The organism is Nannocystis sp. RBIL2 (genome assembly GCF_026626745.1).
In the GTDB taxonomy this organism is placed as follows: Bacteria; Myxococcota_A; Polyangia; order Nannocystales; family Nannocystaceae; genus Nannocystis.
Window position 1 is genome coordinate 6,219,603 of record NZ_JAPNJW010000001.1, and the last position, 17,643, is coordinate 6,237,245.

The 17,643-nt window shown below is 71.6% G+C and carries 9 protein-coding genes; 6 read left to right on the forward strand and 3 right to left on the reverse strand.

The annotated features are described in order from the left end of the window. Positions 1–160 precede the first annotated feature (160 nt). Together OV090_RS24810 and OV090_RS24815 are read left to right on the forward strand one after the other, a co-directional pair. The gene (locus OV090_RS24810) at positions 161–991 is read left to right on the forward strand and encodes a hypothetical protein (protein WP_267706912.1); all 831 of its coding nucleotides are present in this window, start codon (positions 161–163) and stop codon (positions 989–991) included. 47 nt (positions 992–1,038) lie between these two features. Continuing rightward, positions 1,039–2,742: a hypothetical protein gene (locus OV090_RS24815; protein WP_267706914.1), complete on the forward strand. Its 1,704-nt coding sequence runs from the start codon at positions 1,039–1,041 to the stop codon at positions 2,740–2,742. Between the two features lie 3 nt (positions 2,743–2,745). Here OV090_RS24815 and OV090_RS24820 read toward each other — a convergent pair whose 3' ends face one another. Further along, a complete protein-coding gene (locus OV090_RS24820; protein ID WP_267706916.1) occupies positions 2,746–3,825 on the reverse strand; it encodes a hypothetical protein in 1,080 nt (359 codons plus the stop codon). Between the two features lie 432 nt (positions 3,826–4,257). Between OV090_RS24820 and OV090_RS24825 the strand changes: the two genes are divergently transcribed. Next, positions 4,258–7,398, forward strand: a complete 3,141-nt coding sequence (locus OV090_RS24825; protein ID WP_267706918.1) for a VCBS repeat-containing protein — start codon at positions 4,258–4,260, stop codon at positions 7,396–7,398. A gap of 64 nt (positions 7,399–7,462) precedes the next feature. Next, the gene (locus tag OV090_RS24830) at positions 7,463–7,753 is read left to right on the forward strand and encodes a hypothetical protein (RefSeq protein WP_267706920.1); all 291 of its coding nucleotides are present in this window, start codon (positions 7,463–7,465) and stop codon (positions 7,751–7,753) included. A 258-nt stretch (positions 7,754–8,011) separates the two neighbouring features. On the opposite strand, the gene OV090_RS24835 is transcribed toward OV090_RS24830, so the two are convergent. Next, positions 8,012–14,272, reverse strand: a complete 6,261-nt coding sequence (locus tag OV090_RS24835; RefSeq protein ID WP_267706921.1) for a hypothetical protein — start codon at positions 14,270–14,272, stop codon at positions 8,012–8,014. A 220-nt stretch (positions 14,273–14,492) separates the two neighbouring features. Between OV090_RS24835 and OV090_RS24840 the strand changes: the two genes are divergently transcribed. Next, entirely contained in the window at positions 14,493–15,395 is a 903-nt protein-coding gene (locus OV090_RS24840; protein ID WP_267706922.1) for a LysR family transcriptional regulator, read from the forward strand. A 67-nt stretch (positions 15,396–15,462) separates the two neighbouring features. Next, a complete protein-coding gene (locus tag OV090_RS24845; RefSeq protein ID WP_267706923.1) occupies positions 15,463–16,410 on the forward strand; it encodes a glycerophosphodiester phosphodiesterase in 948 nt (315 codons plus the stop codon). Positions 16,411–16,413: 3 nt separating this feature from the next. Here OV090_RS24845 and OV090_RS24850 read toward each other — a convergent pair whose 3' ends face one another. Further along, on the reverse strand, positions 16,414–17,643 hold the full coding sequence (locus OV090_RS24850; protein WP_267706925.1) for a hypothetical protein: 1,230 nt from the start codon (positions 17,641–17,643) through the stop codon (positions 16,414–16,416).

The window sequence follows — 17,643 nt, forward strand, 5'->3', positions numbered from 1 at the left end:
ATGGGTAGGCTGCAAAAGTCCCCCGGCCCGGATCACATCTGGCAACCTGAGTAGCGATGCAGGGCCCTGAGCCGCGGCGGCCTCCGAACATTCCGAGAGCGATCCACCTCGAGCCTGCCGGCGAGCAGTCGTTCTCCGAGGAGTCCATGCCATGAGCCCGATGTCCCTGTTCCTCGCGTTTCTGCTGGCGTCTCAAGCCGCAAGCCCTGCTTCGGCCGGTGCCCCGGAGTGCGAGCTCGCCGATGACCGATGCGAGGCCGAGCTATACCTGGGGCGCGCGAAGACGGCGAAGTCAGACGGCCATCGGGCGATGCGCCTGTTCGTGGCGCATCAGGTCTACCTCACCTCGTTCGACGAGGTAGGCGAGACGACGCCGGTGGCGGCGAAGCAGGCCGCGGCCAGGCAGAGCGCGCCACCCTCGGGGACCGAGACGTCCGAGGCGACGGCACCGAGCGCGGGCGCTGCGACCGCGAAAGCTCCTCCACCGGCATCGGCTCCGCCGGCGCCCGCGACGAACGCAGCCGGTGCGACGAACACCAAGTCGAACGCGAGCGAGGCGACTGTCGACGCTCTCGCGAAGGGCACCAGTGCCAGGGCCGACGCGACAGTTCGGCCGCAGCCGTCGCGGGAAGAGCAGCGTGCGCGTCTCCTGCTGCGAGTCGGCGTGGGCACGCTCGTTCCGGGTGCGTTGCTGTTCATCCCCATGGCCGGACTCCTGGGCCGCCGCGCCGCCGGTGAGCGCGAGCTGGAGGTCCTCAACCTCGACACGGCCGGCCGACCCACGAGCGCAGCGGAGGACGCGACCGCAGCCGCACTCGGCCAGCGCTACACGAACCTGACCGCCGCGGTGATCGTCCTCGGGCTCACGGGTGGCGCGCTCGCCGTGACCGGAGCCGTGCTCCTGACGATGGACGCACGGCCTCGTCGCGTGGCGGTCGCACCCTGGGGCGCGCGAGGGCTCGGCGGCCTCGTCCTGACGGGGAGGTTTTAAAAAAGAGCAGCATGCGCGATTTCGCGTTGTCCCGTATAGTGCCCGTCATGCCCCGTCAGTCCCTCGTCGTCCCCATGCTTCTGACGAGCGTGGCCGCGTGCACCTCGCCGCAGTACGCGATCTATCAGCAGCAGCACGCGGACGACGCCGGCTCGGAGACTTCTGCGAGCAACGACACGCGCGCCGAGACGAGCAGCGACTCACCGCTGACCTCCTCCGAGACGAGCAGCACAGCCGAGACGGGCGCCGCCGGGACGACGCAGACCGATGGCGATGCGACCGCCGCAGACAGCGCGAGCACCGGGGCGAGCACGGGTGACGACGGCAAGGCGGTGCCGGTCGCGGTCGAGGTGTTCCTGGAGCCGTCGCCGGTCACCGAGGTCGGCCCGGTGCAGGTGTCGGTCTCGACGTCGCGGCCAGTCGCGTCGATCGACATCTTTTTAAAAGATGAGAACAAGGGCGATGTGCCGCTGGTCCTCGGCGCCGCGCCCGGGAACCCCGTCCATGTGTTCGAGGTGACTTCGGAGGATGTGCCCGGTGACGGCATGCACACGATCCGCGCCGTCGCTCACGCGGCAGACGGCGTCAGCGGCGAGAGCAGCGAGGCGCTGCTGATCGACGTCCAACCCGGCGGCAGCGACGTCTGGCCGCCCTACGTGAAGGCCGGGCCGATCAACGGCTTCACGAGCGCGGCGCTGCGGGGCAACGGGATCGATGTGGCGGGTTACTTCGAGACGAACGATGGGCTCGAGGCGGTGGCGGTGCGCGTCGATGGGACGACGGGACAGCCAGAGGGCGGGCCGGTGTTGCTCGGGCCGGTCGCAGTGACGGGCGGAGGGCGCGGGCCGGCGATCGCCGCGGCTGGTGATGACGCGGCGTTCGTGGCGTGGACGCAGCCGGCCAACGGGTCGACGCGGTGGGCTGTGTCGCGGGTGAAATTCGGCGAGGCGAAAGGGCCGGTGTGGATGGGGCCGAGCAAGACGTCCGCGAACGCGATCGCAGTGGTCGGCGACACATTGATCGTCGCCGGGGCGATCGAGATCGGACCGAACACGCATGACCTCGGGGTCTGGTGGGTCTCGGCCGAGACGGGAGATCTTCTGGATGCAAGAGAGTTCGCAGCGCCGTTCTCCGAGGATCCGCAGAACTGGTTCGACGAGGTCGCGCGCGGCGTGGCGATCGTCGACGAGGAAGTCGTCGTGGTCGGTGAGCGCGAGACCATGACTGTCGACAACATCCTCGTTCGGCGGACAATCGTCTTGCGCCACGCCTTGGATGGCGAACCTGTCGCGGAGTGGACCTCGCCCGGAGGGTTGCTGGACGAGGATGCCGGGATGGGCATTGCGACGCTGCAGGGCGGAGGATTCGTCGTGATCGGGTGGGGGCGTGACAAGGGCTCGATCCGTCAGGTGATGACGCGCTGGTTCTCGGCGACAGGAGAACCGATCGCGGAGCGGATCGAACCGACGCCATCGAGCGATGCGATCGGCCTGGCGGTCGGCGAGGACCGCGAGGGCAAGCTGATCATCGCTGGGACCCTGCAGCAGCCGAAGACCGACGCGAACGCGTGGATCTTCGCCATCCCCGGCCTGTCCGGCCCGCCGGTGTGGGAGGTCGTCCGCAACGGTCCCGGCCAGGGGCCTGACGAGGCCGCGGGCCTGGCGATCGACGCGTGGGGTTACACGTACGTCGCGGGCAGCGAGTTCGACGCCTTACAGCCGCGGGCCTTCGCCCTGCGCCTGTATCCGTAGCCCTCACTGGGGCACGAACACGTCGCACTGGGCCTTGATCATCTTCGCCACGGTGGCGAAGTAGTCGCCGTACCCATCCGCACAGATCGAGCCGAACAGGGCGTTCGGCTGCATGAGCTCGGCCCAGGTGCGCAGCTCGTGCTCCGCATTGTTGGGATCGTAGCCGCACAGGCCCGCAGGGTCGTCGATATCGGTGGAGATCACGAGCAAGACCACCGCTTCGGCGTCGCCCCCCTTCGCCTCCACTAGAGCGTCCCTCCAGTCCTCCGCGGTGCCCTCGCTGCCCTGGTCGTAGGTGTCCTGAATCGCCACGACGACGAGGAGCGCGTCATCGCGGAGAAACCCCTCGTTGCACCCGCCGAGCGCGTGAATGTCGTCGGCGAGAGCCATGGCCGTGACCTCCGCGACTCCGCTCCCGCCGTTGATGCCCACCGACGCGATGCAGGTGAAGGCGTCCTCGAGTTTCGGCTGACCTGCCGTGATGTAGCGGAGGCCGCTGGCGAGTTCGCAGCGCTGGTTGCTCGCGCCCTCGCCGATCGGGTAGGTCATGCCCGCGCCGCGGACGAGGTCGCAGGGCTCCGGCGGGACTCCGCACGGGAACTCGGGGAGGTCGGCGCACACGTCCTGGCAGCCCTTGCAGCTCGGATAACCCCAGAAGCCGGCCGTGTTCGCGGACAGGATGTGATAATCGAAGTCTGCGAACTGGCTCTCGAGCGTGGCGATGAAGCCTGGAAAGCTCGCCTTGAGCCGCGCTTGCTTGGGCTGCATCGTCGGTGCACCGCTGATCGTGAACAGGAAGTCGACCTTTCCCTTGCAACCCGGCGGTGGGCCGTCGCCGCCGTCGGGGATGGTGCCGAGGTCGGGGATACCGCCCGAGCTCGTCGAGCTGGTGGAGCCGCTCGAGCTCGCGGCGGCCGAGTCTTCGGACGAGCTGGTGGAGGTCGACGTCGAGATCGAGGTGTCGCCGCCGCTCGAGGTGGACCCCGGTGGGGGTGCGGTCGTGATGCTCGTGCTGAAGGCCATCTTGTCGCCGTCGCGGTTGCAGGCGGCGAGCATGAGGGCGGTGAGCGCGAGACGTCGCATCACCGTGAGCGTAGCGCTGGCCGCGGGAATTTTCACTCCGGCGGGGTTGATGCAGTCTATTAAACGCTTGCTGACGGCCCGCCCGGGCAGCGTGCGCGCCGCCCAACGCGATGGACACCGTCGCCGACCGCGAGGATTGCCGCAGGCGCTCGGTCGGCGATTCGCGGAACTACCGCATCAGCGCGGTACGGGACTCGAGCACCGCGCTCGCCTCGTCGGACGCGATCGAGTTCGCGAACCACTCGACGCGGTCGAGGCGCTCGTGGGCCGTCGGCTCGTCATGCGTTGCTCGCGGCGATGTCACGACGCAGTTCGATGAGTCGACAAGAACATCCTCCGCGCGGCTCCTCGTCATCACGGGGTGCGCGCGACGAGTCACGCATGTCTCTCGCTTGCTTGCGGCCGCGCGGTCGTTCACCCTCTCCCGGCTGCATGGCACGTCACCCGCGCTCGACTTCGCCCAACCTCGGGTTCATCGCCGTGGTGTCCGTTCTCGCCTGCGGGGGCGAGGACCCGTGCGGCTCGCTCGGGGGCCTGTGTGTCGGCGAGGGGCGGTGGCGGATCCTGGCGACGCCTGTCGATGACGCGGTGTTGCTCGACATCGACGGCGACGGCGTGGAGGAGAGCGCGGTGCTGTCGCGCGAGGGCCGGAAGCTCACGCTCGGGTATGACAGCGACGCACGCGGCGGCATGCGCTCGGCGCTGTACCTCGAGGGCGAGCCAGTCGGTCTCGTGGCGCTCCCGGGCGAGGTCGCGGTGGCGCTGGCCGATCCGTCGCTCGTGGCGATCTTCGGGGTCGACGTCGACGGCCGTCTCGAGCGGCGGCGGGACATCGCCCTCAGCGCCGGGCCGGCGGCGCTCCGCGGGGCCGACCTCGACGGCGACGGCGCGCCGGAGCTGATCGCGTCGCTGCCCGCGGCGAGCGCGGTCGCGGTCGTCGATCCGCGCAGCAGTGCGGTGCGAGCGTACCCCGCGGGCCATCGCCCGTGGGCGCTGGCGATCGGCGATGTCGACGGGGACGCGCGCCGCGACGTGGTCGTGGCCGATGGGGGCCCCGACGAGAGCCCGGGCGTGGCCGTCGAGCGCGAATTGCATGTGCTCCGCGGCGCGGGCGACGGCACCCTGAAGCGGGCCTCCGCGAGCCCGTCGGGCCGGAGCGTGGCCTGGCTCGAGCTCGCCGATCACGACGGTGACGGCGACCTCGACGCGATCGCCCGTACGCCCGCGACCGCCGCGCTGGTCCACCGCAACGACGGCGACGGCGGCTTCTCGAGCCCGACCGCGCTGCCGTTCTTCGACGTCTTCCCCGACGGTGGCGGGATGGCCGTGGGGCCGGTGGCCGGCAGCGGCCTGATGAGCCTCGCAGTGCCGCAGGGGAGGGTGCTGAGCACGTGGGTCGGCAAGGGCGCGACCTGGCTCGGGCACGTCGAGGAATACGTGCTCGGGTCGACGGCGTGGGTCGGCGCCGGTCCGGACGAGCGCGTGCTGGTCGGTGGTCACTCGTTCGTGGCGGCCTTCGCCTGGCAGGCGAGCGCGACGCCGGTCGAGGTGTGGCGCAGCGAGGTCGTGTCGTCAGACTTCAGCGACATGGTCCTTGTGACAGGTCACCTCGACGGCGACCACCTGCTCGACTTCGCCGTCGCCGCCCGCGGCGCGCTGCACCTGTTTCATGGGCGCGCCGATCTCGGGTTCTTTCTGTCGGCGCAGTTCGAGCTCGACGATCGGGTCACCGCGATGGTGATCGCCGACGTCACCGGAGACGGGCGCGCGGACGTCGTGCTCAACGAGGGCCCGCACGTCCGGGCGATGTTCGGCGGCGGCGGCGACGGTCCGGACGTCCTGGGTCCGAGCTTCGCGCTCGGCGTGCCGGCGCTCGCGCTGGTGCCGCTGCGCGCCGGTGCGAATCAGCCGGTGGCGATCGCGGCGATGCCGATCCCGTCGGTCGGGGAGGTCGAGGTGCCGGGCGCGGCGGTGATGCGATTCGCGGCCGACGGGGCCGCCACGGTCGACGTCCTCACCGACGCGCTCTTCGTCGACGCGCTGGTCGCAGTCGACGTCGACGAGGACGACGTCGACGAGCCGCTGATCCTCGGCCGGCGCGACGGCGTCACGGTGCTCACGCGCATGACGCCCGACGGCGCCGGCTTCAGCCCCGGGGTGGAGCACGACCTCGCGGCGCTGTCGGGATTGACGCCCGAGGAGGGCTATTACCGGCAGCTCAGCGCCGCAGACGTCGACGGCGACGGGCAGCCCGAGGTGTTCGCGCGGTTCGGAGCCCAGGCGGTGCGCATCACCGGGCTCGTCGACGACGTGCCGGAGGTGTTCGAGAGCACGGTCGGAGTCCCGACGCACTTCCGCGACGTCGACGGCGACGAACGGCTCGACGCGTTGCACGTGGACGTTTCCGGGTTCGATTACTGGCGCGGCGGCGGCGATGGGACGTTCGCCGAGGAGCGAGTCTCGTACGGGTTCCCGCGGTCGCACGCGCTGGCGCTGGCGAGCGAGCCGGACGCACAGTTCGACGTCGCCCAGCTGGCGTACGACGCGGTCGCCACCCACATCGTGCGGGAGGTGATGCGCCCGGTCGAGGCGGGCGAGCCGTTCGACTTTCACGGTCGTGCCGACCAGTTCGTCAGCGCGGACCTCGACCTCGACGGCGTCGACGACGTCGCGACGGTGAGCGACGGGGGCGGTGTGGCCTGGATGTGGGGCAGCGAGGCCGGGCCGCTGGGCCGCGTCGACGGAGACAGCCTGCTGGGGGGAGCCAACACGCTCGCGGTCGGCGACCTCGACGGCGACGGCTTCGCCGAGGTGATCACTCCCGGCCCGTATGGGTTTTGGGTCTATCGCGTGCAGCCGCGGCGCGAGCTCCTGGGCCTCTGGATCGAAGACGAGTCGCTCGCGGGTGTGGTCGTTCGCCTGGCGATCGCCGACGTCGACGGCGACGGCCGGGCCGACGTCTTCGCGCTGATGGGCGTGGGCGAGATGCTCGAGCTGAAGGTCGCTTACGCCGTCGCCGAGCCGTTCCACTACGAGACGTGGACGACGATCGCCACGCTGACCCCGCCCGAGCCGGCCTCGCTCGAGCTCGGCGACGTCGACGGCGACGGCGACCTCGACGTCCTCGTCGACCCAGTGACGAAGCCGGGTGTGCTCGTACGCGGCGTCGGGGCGCGCGCGTGGGCCGAGCCCGAGGTGCTGCCCGGCCTGGTGGCGATGTTCAGCGACGCCGACGCCGCAGGCCGCGTCGAACTGGTGACGCAGGACGGGACGACGATCTATCGTCACACCGGCGGCGCTCCCGACCGGCGCACGCCGCTCGTCACCGTTGGGGACGCATCGCTGCTGCGGGCAGCCGACGCCGACGGCGACGGCCGCTACGACCTCGTGGTCGGCGAGGCGGAGGCGACGTTCGTGTGGCTGCGCGGCGACGACGGGCTCACGCGGACTCAGCTCGCCGAGGTGCCGCTGGAGGCGGTCGATTCCCCCGACATCGACGGCGACCGTCGCCCCGATGTCGTCGGGCTGTTCAACGGCGCGATGTTCCTCCGCACCACGCGGCCGACGCCCTGAGCGCTCGTTCGGCCACCGGTCGCGGCGCGCGCCGCAGCAGGGCTCTTCGCTCCAAGTCGCCGGGATGGGCTCGCCCCGCGGCGCGACCCGGCCGGCGGCCTCGCTCGCCGGCGCGTGGCGTAGTACGCTCGACGACATGCTCAGCCTCGCGCTCGTCAACCTCCTCGTGGTCGCGGACGTGCCGCCGGCCGACGCGGCCGTTCACCGCGGGACCGGCTGGTACTCGGCGGGCACGACCGTGCCGGAGCCGCCGATCGCCCTCGCGCTGGTGATCGTCGCCGCCGCGGGGATGCGAGTGCGTGAGCGCCGGCGCAACGCCGCGGCGGCAGCGACGAGCTCGACCGATCGGCCTTGATCGCGGTGATCGGTCGGGGCCCGCTGCAACCGCGAGCGATACACGCTGGTGCATTGAAAATTTTCGGCGCGGCAGACCCGCTTGACCTGCCCTTAAAGTCATGCGGCGTCGGAGCCACGACGGCGGGCCTGACTCTCACGGCGCATCACTGCGACGCGTCCCAGTCGTCGTATCCGGACCGCTCGCCGTGACTGTCCCGGAGGACCGGACGTCGACGAGTCGGAGCACGGCGACGAGCCGGTGGCCGATGCGCGTCGTTCAGCGCGGCGGCGGCGGGGCCTCGAGCACCGTCGCGCCGGCCTCGTCGGACACGAGCAAGATCGCAAACCGTTCGACGCGGTCGAGGTCGTCGGTCGACAGCGTCGCGTAGTCGAAGCGGCCGCGCATGTCGGTGTAGCCATCCTTATAAAAAATCACGGCGCCGCCGTGCTGGCGGGCGTAGACCTTGACGTACGTCGCGGGCAGGGCCGTCTGCGTCGACGCGCGGAGGACCCGGACCTGGCCGTATTGATGGGCCAGCTGCGTCGCCAGGTCGTGCGAGTAATGCGTGATCGAGCGGCGCAGGCCGGCTGCGACCGCGTCGATCACCAGGTTCGCGCCGCGCATGCCTTGGGGAATCTCCACGACAGTGCGGCCCTCGCTGCTCGTCAGAGTCACCTCGAGCGTCGCGCCCGGCTCGATCCACGAGAAGCGCTCGACCTCGCCCTGCACGAACGGCTGGCGCGAGAACAGCAGCTCGATGTCCATGCGGTAGAAGCGGAGCTGGCAGCTCGTCACGTTGTGGTGCTGGATGATCACCCGGCCCTGCTCGGCGGTGATGCCGAGGGCGGGCTGGCGCGCGGCCAGCTCGTCCATGCGTTGCTCGCGGCTGTCGCTGTCGATGGCGACGGCCGGGCCGCGGCCCTCGGCCTCGTCGAGCATCGCCAGCAGCGCGGTGATGCGATTGCGCCAGCGGTCGACCGGGTGATTGCGCCACGGCTCGGCGAGGGCGCGGGCGGCCGCGAGGTCGCCGCTGCAGCACGCAGCGTAGGCGGCGAGGTAGTCGTATTGCAGGCGCGTCGCCAGCTGGCCGGGGTCGACGCGGGCCAGCGCGGCGAGGGCGTCGTCGATGCGGTCGAGGCTGAACAGGTAGTGCGCTGCTGCCAACAGGTCGTCGGGGCCGGGCGCCGGGCGGTGGGCGACCCGCTCTAGGAACTGGTTGTATTGCGCGGCGAGGGCGTCGTTGAGGACCTGGCGCTTGCTGCCGAGGCGGTGGGCGCGGGCGCCGATCAGCGGGGCGTACTCGAGGTGCTCGTAACGATTGCGCTCGATCGCGTCGACCTCGACGATGCCGCCGGTGAGCGCGGGGCCGGCCTTGTCCAGGAAGCCGTTTTGGTGGCGCAGCCACTCGGCGACGCGCTGGCGGTCGGCGTGGGCCAGCGAATAGGCCCACAGGCGATCGTGGTAGGTGCGGCGGGCGGTGAGAAGGGCGAGGACGCGGGTGAAGGCGTCCCTGTCCTTCATGCGCCAGGCGATCTTCTCGAGCTCGACGCGGCCGAGGTTGGCGCCGGCGAGGAATGCGAGGACCTCGTCGGTGGTCCCGTGCTGCGACACGTGGGCCCATGACTTGGCGTCGACGCGGGTCGGGGTGACGACGACGTCGAGCAGCGTCGGCGGGGCCGAACCGACGAGCTCGACCTGCTCGCCGCGGTGCTGGCTGACGTGGGCCGGGAAGTGCGGGAACTGCCCGGGCGTCGGGAAATAGAAGGCGTACTCGAGCTGCTCGGTTTCGTAGGTGCCGAGGTGGAGGTTGAAGGTGCGGGTGTAGAAGCCGCTGGCGACCGGCAAGGCGCCGCGGGGGATCTGCAGCAGCACGGCGACCCGGCGATCGCGGCTGGTCGGGTTGGTGACGACGACCAGGCAGCGATAGACGACGCCGACCAGCAGCTCGCCCTCGATCACCTTCTCGCGCTGCTCGGCGCCGTCCCACTCGAAGCGGTCGTCGCTGCGGACGTAGCTCTGGCCGACGAGGAGCGCGGCGCGGGTGTCGTCCGAGGCCTCGACCGCGGCGATGCGGGTGCGCGCGGCCAGGGCCGGGGTGGCGCAGGTGAGGCTGAGGCGCGTGTCCTCGACGACCACCGCGTGCGCGCCGGCGACGAACGGCAGGTCGAGCACCGCCAGTGCGCACAGGGCCGAGGCGAAGTCGCCGGCGCACTCGCCCAGATGGGGGGAGAGGAACGGCCCGGCCGCGGCATCGTGACGGGCGAAGTCCCGCCAATAGCGATTGACTGCGATCAAGGCGTTGTCGGCAGCGGCGGCGCGGATGTGCCACCAATCCGACTCTGCCCATTCCTGGGTCTTGTCGGCGCCGCGGTAGAGCGGGGCGGAGCGGCGGCGCTCACGCAGGTCGGCGGTCACCGTGGCGTCGCCGAGGTCGCCGCCGCCGCCACCGCGGCTGGCGCCGCGCATCGGCATCGCCGCGGCCGGCGCGGCGGGGGGCGGGCCGCCGATCTGGGGGACGGCCGGCGCGAAGCCGTCCTCGTCGTCGCTCTCCAGCTCGTCGCCCGCCTCGCTGCGGCTGCGACGACTGACCCGCTTCTTGGCCTTCTCCTTGGCCATGGGCTCGGGGGCCAGCTCCTCGGAGACCTCGCGCTCCATGTAATCGAGCGCGACGGAGCTGTAGGCGGCCCCGCCCTCGAGCGCGGCGGCGCCGAGCAGGGTGTCGACCAGGCGATCGTCGCGCTCCGGGTCGGGCGGAATCAGGTCGACCGCGTCGCCGAGCAGGCGCAGGATCGACTCGCGCACCTCGGGCAGGCGGCGGGCCAGCAGCGCCCGCTCGAGCGCGTTGAGGCGGCCGAACGCCCACGGTTCGCAATAACCCGAGAGGTCGGCGCCGAGCAGCCAGTGATCGACGAAGGTCTTGCGCCGCTTGTGCGCGAGGTACGGCCGCACGACGCGGGCGAAGAACTCGGGGTCGCGGAACCAGAGGAACAGGTGCAGCTCGTGGCAGGCGTACTTGCTGTAGCGGGCGCGGCGGGTGGCGTCGTCGAGGGCGTGCCACTGGGTGACGAAGGCGAACTCGCGCAAGGTGTCGGGGGCGCCGAGCGAGAGCAGGACTTGATGGGCGCGGGCGACGGTGTCGACCAGCTCGAGCTTGCCGGAGCGCAGGTCCTCGACGACCAGGGTGGCACCGGCGGGCGCCCCGTCGACGCCGCGCAGCTCGGTGAAGTGCTTGTCGTGGGCGAGGGCGAAGCGCAGCCGGAGGTCGCGCGGGCGCAGCTCGGTGGCCGGCAAGCCGAGGTCGGCGACGCTGGTGAGGGCGGGGTCGACGACGATGATCCGCACGCTCTGGGCCGCGCCGAGTTCGGCCAGGGGGACGCGCAGCTCGCCGCTCGGATCGGGGCGCAGGTTGGCGAGCACGACCGCGGACGCGGGCAGGAAGTCGAGCGCGACGAAGCCGCCCTGCTCGCCGAGCATGGCCGCCTGCGTGCGCGGAGCGGCGGTCGCCGGGGCGGACGCGGGGCGCGGCGGGCTGGGGGCGTAACCTCCGCCGCCCTTGGCGTGCTGGACCCCGGTGGTGGTGGTGCGCACGGCCCACGGGTTCAGCAGCAGACCTGGCTTTTCGAGCAGCATGCCCGGGCGGCGCGGATGATTGCGGCGCTCGAGGACGTAGCGGTACTCGTCGCCGATGTCGCGGCCCGAGACGTAGTGCGACAGCACCGGGGCGACCGCGCCGGCCAGCGGCGGCCGGGGGGCGCGGCGCAGGTTGCGAGGCAGCGCTCGGTCGGGCCGATAACGGGTCGCCAGCACGTGGACGCGGGTGAGCGGGCCGGCGGCGTCGAGCTTGAGCAGCAGATGATCGAAGTCGACGCGCAAGGTGGTGAGCAGCGGCAGCGGCGGCGACAGCTCGATCGAGGTCGGCCCGGCGGCGGCCCAGCCGTCGCTGACCGGGGTGTCGGCGGGGACGACGACGATCCGCACGTCTGCGACGCCGCGGCTCTGCAGCAGGTACTCGCCGGCCGCGAGGTCGCCGGCGACGGCCAGGACGCGCTCGCCCAGCGACACGCGGGGGGACACGTCGCGCGCCGGGGCGCCGCCGCGCAGCTCGACGAGAGAGACGTCGGCAGCGACGATCGCCGGCGGCCGCGGCAGCAGGACCTGCTCGCCGGCGACGACGTGGATCGTGCGGGCCGCGTCGAGCTCGGGCCACAGGTGGAATTGATGCGGCTCGCTGGTCGGCAGCGAGGCGGTGAGGCGCTCGATGCCGACGAGGGCGCCGAGCTCGATGCGGCCGCGGGCGTCGGTCTCGAGCGTGGTCGACATTTCGAAGGTGACCGCGACGTGCTTGAAGCTGAGCGCGACGGCCCGACCGGCCCGCGGCTCACCTGTCTTTCCGAGCAGGTGGAGCACGTGGCCCTCGGCGCCGGACGACAGGTGCAGCGCCTCGGTGTACTCGCTGCGGTGGATCCGCCCGATCTCGGCGCTGACGCTGTCGGCCAGGTCGACGGTCTTCTGGGTCGAGGCGACGCGGACCTGGCCGCGCGCGGTGACGGAGACCTGGGCGGCGTCCTCCGGGACGACGAGCTCGACGACTGTCTCGGCGTCGTCGCGGAGGAGCACCGGCTGGGTCTTGGTCGAGGTCGTGCCGGCGCCGTCGGTGACCGTGAGCTCGACCACCGGATCTTCGATCAACGCGACCGGGGCGGGCCAGCCGGCGACGGTCAGCATCGGCCGCAGCAGGACCCGCGCGGTCTTGCCGGGGACCAGCGACTCGCGCTCGAGGTGGATGCCGGCGTGGAACTGGTAGTGCTCGGCGGGGTGCTGCAGGGTCTCGGCCTGGGCGATGTCGCCGTGGACGAGCAGGATGGTGGCGCGCGACGGGGCGGTCGAGAACGGGATGGTGATGGCCCCGTCGTCGCGCGGCGCGAACTCGCGGCCGGCGAGCCAGATCCGCGCGTCCGCCAGCGGGTGGCCGTCCTCGGTGAGGACGCGGATCGTGGGCCCGGCGAGGCCGACGCGGACGGTGTGACGCAGGCCGCCCTTGCGGATCAGCGCGCGGCTCGACTTGCCGCCGCCGATCAGCTCGATCACGTAGGTGCCGGGGCGGTCGCAGCCGGGCAGGGCGATCTGCCGGCGCACGCGCTGGATCGCCGGAGCGTCGCCGAGGATCACCTGCTCGTCGCTGGCGACCAGGCCGTCGAGGTCGATGGTGGTGTCGACCTCGGCGTGGCGAGCGAGGAAGTGGGCGACCGCGTCGATGCGGTAGGTCTTGACGACCAGGCGTGGGACGTTCTTGACTGAGGCCTCGAGCGCGACGGGGGCATCGGCGGCGATCCGCGCGGGGTTGCGGACGGTGAGCTCGAGGTCGACGCGCTCGCGCAGCGCGGCCAGGCGGACCGGGCCGAGCAACGCGGCCCAGCGCTCGGGCTCGGGGGCGCCGGCGAGCAGGCGCGCGGTGGCGAGCTGCTCCTCGAGCCAGTCGGCGCGCAGGTGCTCGGCGAAGGCGTCGCCCTCTTCTTGCAGCAGCAACTGCTCGAGGTACTCGCGCACCAGCGGCTCGTCGTCGGCGATCGGCTCGAGGCCGGCGGACTGGGCGGCGTCGGCCCCGAGCACGACCTGCTGGTCGGTCGGGACGTGGCGCAGGCGCTCGGCGGCGGCGTAATGCACCCGGCGCGGGAGCTCGAGGTATTGCAAGAAGCGCTCGCGGTCGAGGACGCCGCGGCGGCGGTCGAGGTCGAGCTGGTGGTAGAGGACCTGGGCCTTGAGGGCGTTGAAGGCGGGCGGCAGCGTGGCGACGTAGGCCCACAGCTCGGCGAGGTAGGCGGCGCGCGCGGCCGGGTCGGTGCGCCAGTCGACATGGGTCGGCGGTCGCATGCGCACGAGCACCGCGGCGACGAAGTTCGGGTGCTTGCGCAGCTCGGGCCGCAGGGCGGCCAGCTCGTCGAGCTGGGCGCGGGTGAGGCGAGCGTGGACCGCCAGCGAGCCGAACCCGCGCGAGGACTTCTCGCCGAGGTCGGCGGCGACGAGGGCGACGAGGCCGGGGAAGTCGGTGCGCTGCAGCCGCTGCAGCAGGTTGCGCCGCGCGGTGGAGTCGAGGCTCTCGCCGACGAGGTCGGGCAGGCCCCAGTCGGTGACGAAGTTGAGCTCGTGGCTGCGGCTGATCGCGTCCTGGACGAGCGCGGCCCGGTCGATGATCGCGGGGTCGAGGCGCGTGGGGTAGCGGTAGGCGGCGGTGACCGCCTCGGCCTCGTCGTCGAGCCGCACGTGGGCCTCGAAGCGGAGCGTGTCGGCGTACTTGCCGAGGTCCTGACCTGCCCGAAGGAGCAGCTGGCGGCGCGCCAGGCGGGCGTGGAGCTCGTCGGTGCGGCCGTGCCGCTTCTTCCAGCCGGCGAGGATCGCGTCGACCTCGTCGAGCCGGCCCCGGTGCTGCGAGTGGACGCCGCGCCAGTGGTCGTGCTCCGGCGTGCCGGGCAACAGGCCGGCGAGGGCGGCGGCGCGGTCGTCGGAGAGCGCGAGTGCTTCGAGGTGCTCGAGGTCCATGCGGACGCTGAGGGTATGCCGCCGTCAAGGCCGGTGCCACTGCGTGCGATCGCCCGGCGAGCGCGGACGAGCGCGCGGGGCGTCACATGTCTTTCGGGACATGCTTCGTGCAGTTCGCGGGCGTACGTCGTTCGCTCGGGCGGATCCGCGCAGTCGCCCCGCGGCGGCCGGAGCGGCCCGCTATCGCCGGCCACACCGGCTGAGCTAGGCTCCGCGCTGGATGGATCTCGAAGAGTTCAGGGCCTTCCTCGGAGTGGTCGAGACCGGTTCGTTCCTGGCCGCGGCGACCCAGCTCAACATGGCCCGGGCGACGCTGCGGCGCCGCGTCGAGGCGCTCGAGGCCCGCGCCGGGGTGCCGCTGCTCGAGCGGAGCGCCCGCGGGGTGGTGGTGACGGAGGCCGGGGCCGTCCTGGCGGCCCGCGGTCGCCACGTGCTGCAAGAGGCGAGCGCGCTGGTGGCCTCGGTGCGGGAGATCGGTCGTGAGCCGGTCGGGGTGCTGCGGGTGCTGATGTCGATGGGGCTGCCGCCGCACGCGGTCACGCCGCTGTTCGCGGCGCTGCGCCAGACGTTCCCGCGGCTGTCGCTGCAGCTGCGCTTCAGCGAGGACCCGGTGTCCGGGCCGCTGGAGGACGTCGACATGCTGTGCCACTTCGGGCCGGAGGGGCCGGAAGGGCCGTGGCTGTCGCACGAGGTGTGGCGCCTGCGCGAGTGGCTGCTGGCGTCGAACGACTACCTCGAGCGCCGCGGGACGCCGCGGACGCTCGAGGAGCTGGCGAGCCACGAGGTGCTGGCGTGGGCGCCCCCCGGCGAGGACGCGCGCGTGCTGCCGACGCTGACCGGCGAGTCGTTCGAGGTCGAGCCGACGCTGGTGACTGCCGACGTGCACTGCCTGCGTCAGATGGTGATCGCTGGCCTCGGGATCGGCTTCTTGCCCGACGCGCTGCTGCCCGACCCTGGCGTGCCCGACGGGCTGCTGGTACCTGTGCTGCCGGAGCTGATCGGCCGCCAGCGCAGCCTGATGGTGGCGTTCCCGGCGTCGCAGGCGGGGCTGCCCAAGCTGCGGTCGATCCTGCAGCACGTGCGCACGTTCGCCGAGCGCTCGGCAGCGCTGCGCGGCGGGTGAGCGAGTTGTGACGATTCACAATCGGCGCGTTTGCGCGCGCCGCGTCGTTGCCGTGATACTGTGAAGCATGCTGCGGACGATCGTTGCTGCATTCGCCGGGGTGATGACGGGCTGCGCTTCGCCTGTGATGTCCGAAGAGACAGGTGAACCGAGCACGTCGAGCACGTCGAGCACGACGAGCACGACGACGGGCGAGGTCCCGACGACGACCTCGAGCAGCACGACGACGGCGGACAGCGAGACAGGCGAGCCGCCAGGCAACCTGCTGCTGTCGGACAAATTCTTGAATATTGCGCACCGCGGCGGGGCGCTGTTGCGGCCGGAGGAGACGCTGCCGGCGTTCGAGCACGCGCTCGCGGTCGGGGCCGACGTGCTCGAGCTCGACGTTCACGCGAGCAGCGACGGGGTGCTCGTGGCGATGCACGACGGCACTGTCGATCGCACGACCGACGGGACGGGGGCGATCAAGGCGAAGACTCTGGACGAGCTGCGGGCGCTCGACGCGGGCTACCGCTTCACGCCCGACGGCGGCCAGACGTTCCCGTATCGCGGGATGGGGATCTCGATCCCCACGCTGGAAGAAATTTTTAATGAGTTTCCGGATTCGTACTACCTGATCGAGATCAAGCAGACCGACCCGCCCATTGTGGAGGGGTTGCTGGCGGCGATCGAGGATCACGCGGCGCTCGAGCGGGTGGTGATCGCGTCGGGGGACCTCGACACGATCATGGCGGTGCGAGCGGCAGCCCCCGCGGCGTTCACGTCGCTGAGCACGCCGGAGATGCTCGACCTCTATTTAAATGTCGGCAGTCCGGAGTACGTGGCGCCGGCGCAGTTCGTCCACTCGCCGTGGGACCTGGCCAGCGCCGAGCTGGTGGCGTTCGCCCACGAGCTGGGGATGAAGGTGCACCCGTGGACTGTCAACGAGGAGGCGCGCATGGTCGACCTCATCGGCCGCGGGGTCGACGGGATCATGACCGACGACCCGGCGCTGCTCGAGACAGTGGCGCCGTGAGCCTCACAGGCAGCCGCTGCACAGCTTCACGAAGCCGCGCAGCTCCTCGTCGGGGGCCTGCTCGGGCGGCCACGGCGCTCCGGGTTCGACGAACGAGACCTCGCTGCAGGCGCCGCTGGTGAGGAAGACTCCGAAGCCGCCGCCCGAGATGGCGGCCTCGCTCGGGAAGTTGAACTCGGCCTTGGGCGCGTACTCGTCGGCGTCGTCGAGCTGGCAGTTCTGCCCGCAGTCGGCGATCTCCGGCTTGCAGTCGTGCGGCCTCATGACCTCGGTGTTCATCAGCGTCGCGTTCAACCACACGTCGTCCGGGACGTCGAGGACGATGTTGGCGGCGAACGGCTGCGAGGCGCCGACGAGCAGCTGCCCGTACAGCGCGGGGTCGCACGGACATTCGGGGGACCACGCTCCGTCGGGGAACACCGCGCAGGCCTTCACGTCGTCCGGCGGACACTCGGGGGCCGGCGAGAGGTCGCGGCACATGCGGACGTTCGCCCTTCCGGCCTCGAGGGCGATCTCACCGCTGCTGCACAGGTCGTGCACTGTGACGTCGCCGCGGCGCGGTGACGCGTCCTCGGCGAGGTTGTCCTCGGTGGTGATCCGCAGGAGGCCGCGGTACCCGGTCGGCAGGTGGACGCGGAAGTCCATGCCGATGCGGACCGGCTGCGCCTTGCCGTCGTAAAAGGCGTAGATCGAGCAATCGTCCTTCCAGGCGCCCTGCGTACAATCGGTCGCCGGGTCGGGGGGCGGGACGGGATCGCCGGGGGCGGCGAATGCCCACAAGGACAGGCGATCGAGTTGCTGGACGTCGAGCCCGTCGCCCACCGCGTACTTGCGGATCTCGACGGTGATCGTCTCTTCCTCGTGGTCGAACAGGACCTCGACGACGCCGCGGTTGGCGAAATTCTCGTTGAACTCCCGGCGGCCCACGGTGAGCTTGTGAACGTCGGCGAGCGGGAACGGCAAGGCGTCGACGACGACCTCCCACGGACCCTCGTGCGGGCCGGTCTCGTCGCCAGTGGTCGTCGGCTCGACTGTGTCGGTGGTGTCGGTGGTCGCTCCGTCCGTGGAGGTGGAGGTCGGGGGATCCGTCGAGGTGGACGTGTCGGAGGTCGGTGCGGTGGTGGGATCGCCGGAGGTCGCGCTGTCGGTGTCACCCCCGCTGGGACGACCAGGACAGGCGAGTAACAGGCCGCTGCCGACGCAAACGCTGGCGAGATTCTTAATAGAGATCAT

What these genes read in the sequence shown, in the direction of transcription:
- OV090_RS24810 (WP_267706912.1), top strand. Translation starts at nt 161, where the DNA reads ATGTCCCTGTTCCTCGCGTTTCTGCTGGCGTCTCAAGCCGCAAGCCCT.
- OV090_RS24815 (WP_267706914.1), top strand. Translation starts at nt 1,039, where the DNA reads ATGCCCCGTCAGTCCCTCGTCGTCCCCATGCTTCTGACGAGCGTGGCC.
- OV090_RS24820 (WP_267706916.1), bottom strand. Translation starts at nt 3,825, where the DNA reads ATGCGACGTCTCGCGCTCACCGCCCTCATGCTCGCCGCCTGCAACCGC.
- OV090_RS24825 (WP_267706918.1), top strand. Translation starts at nt 4,258, where the DNA reads ATGGCACGTCACCCGCGCTCGACTTCGCCCAACCTCGGGTTCATCGCC.
- OV090_RS24830 (WP_267706920.1), top strand. Translation starts at nt 7,463, where the DNA reads ATGGGCTCGCCCCGCGGCGCGACCCGGCCGGCGGCCTCGCTCGCCGGC.
- OV090_RS24835 (WP_267706921.1), bottom strand. Translation starts at nt 14,272, where the DNA reads ATGGACCTCGAGCACCTCGAAGCACTCGCGCTCTCCGACGACCGCGCC.
- OV090_RS24840 (WP_267706922.1), top strand. Translation starts at nt 14,493, where the DNA reads ATGGATCTCGAAGAGTTCAGGGCCTTCCTCGGAGTGGTCGAGACCGGT.
- OV090_RS24845 (WP_267706923.1), top strand. Translation starts at nt 15,463, where the DNA reads ATGCTGCGGACGATCGTTGCTGCATTCGCCGGGGTGATGACGGGCTGC.
- OV090_RS24850 (WP_267706925.1), bottom strand. Translation starts at nt 17,643, where the DNA reads ATGATCTCTATTAAGAATCTCGCCAGCGTTTGCGTCGGCAGCGGCCTG.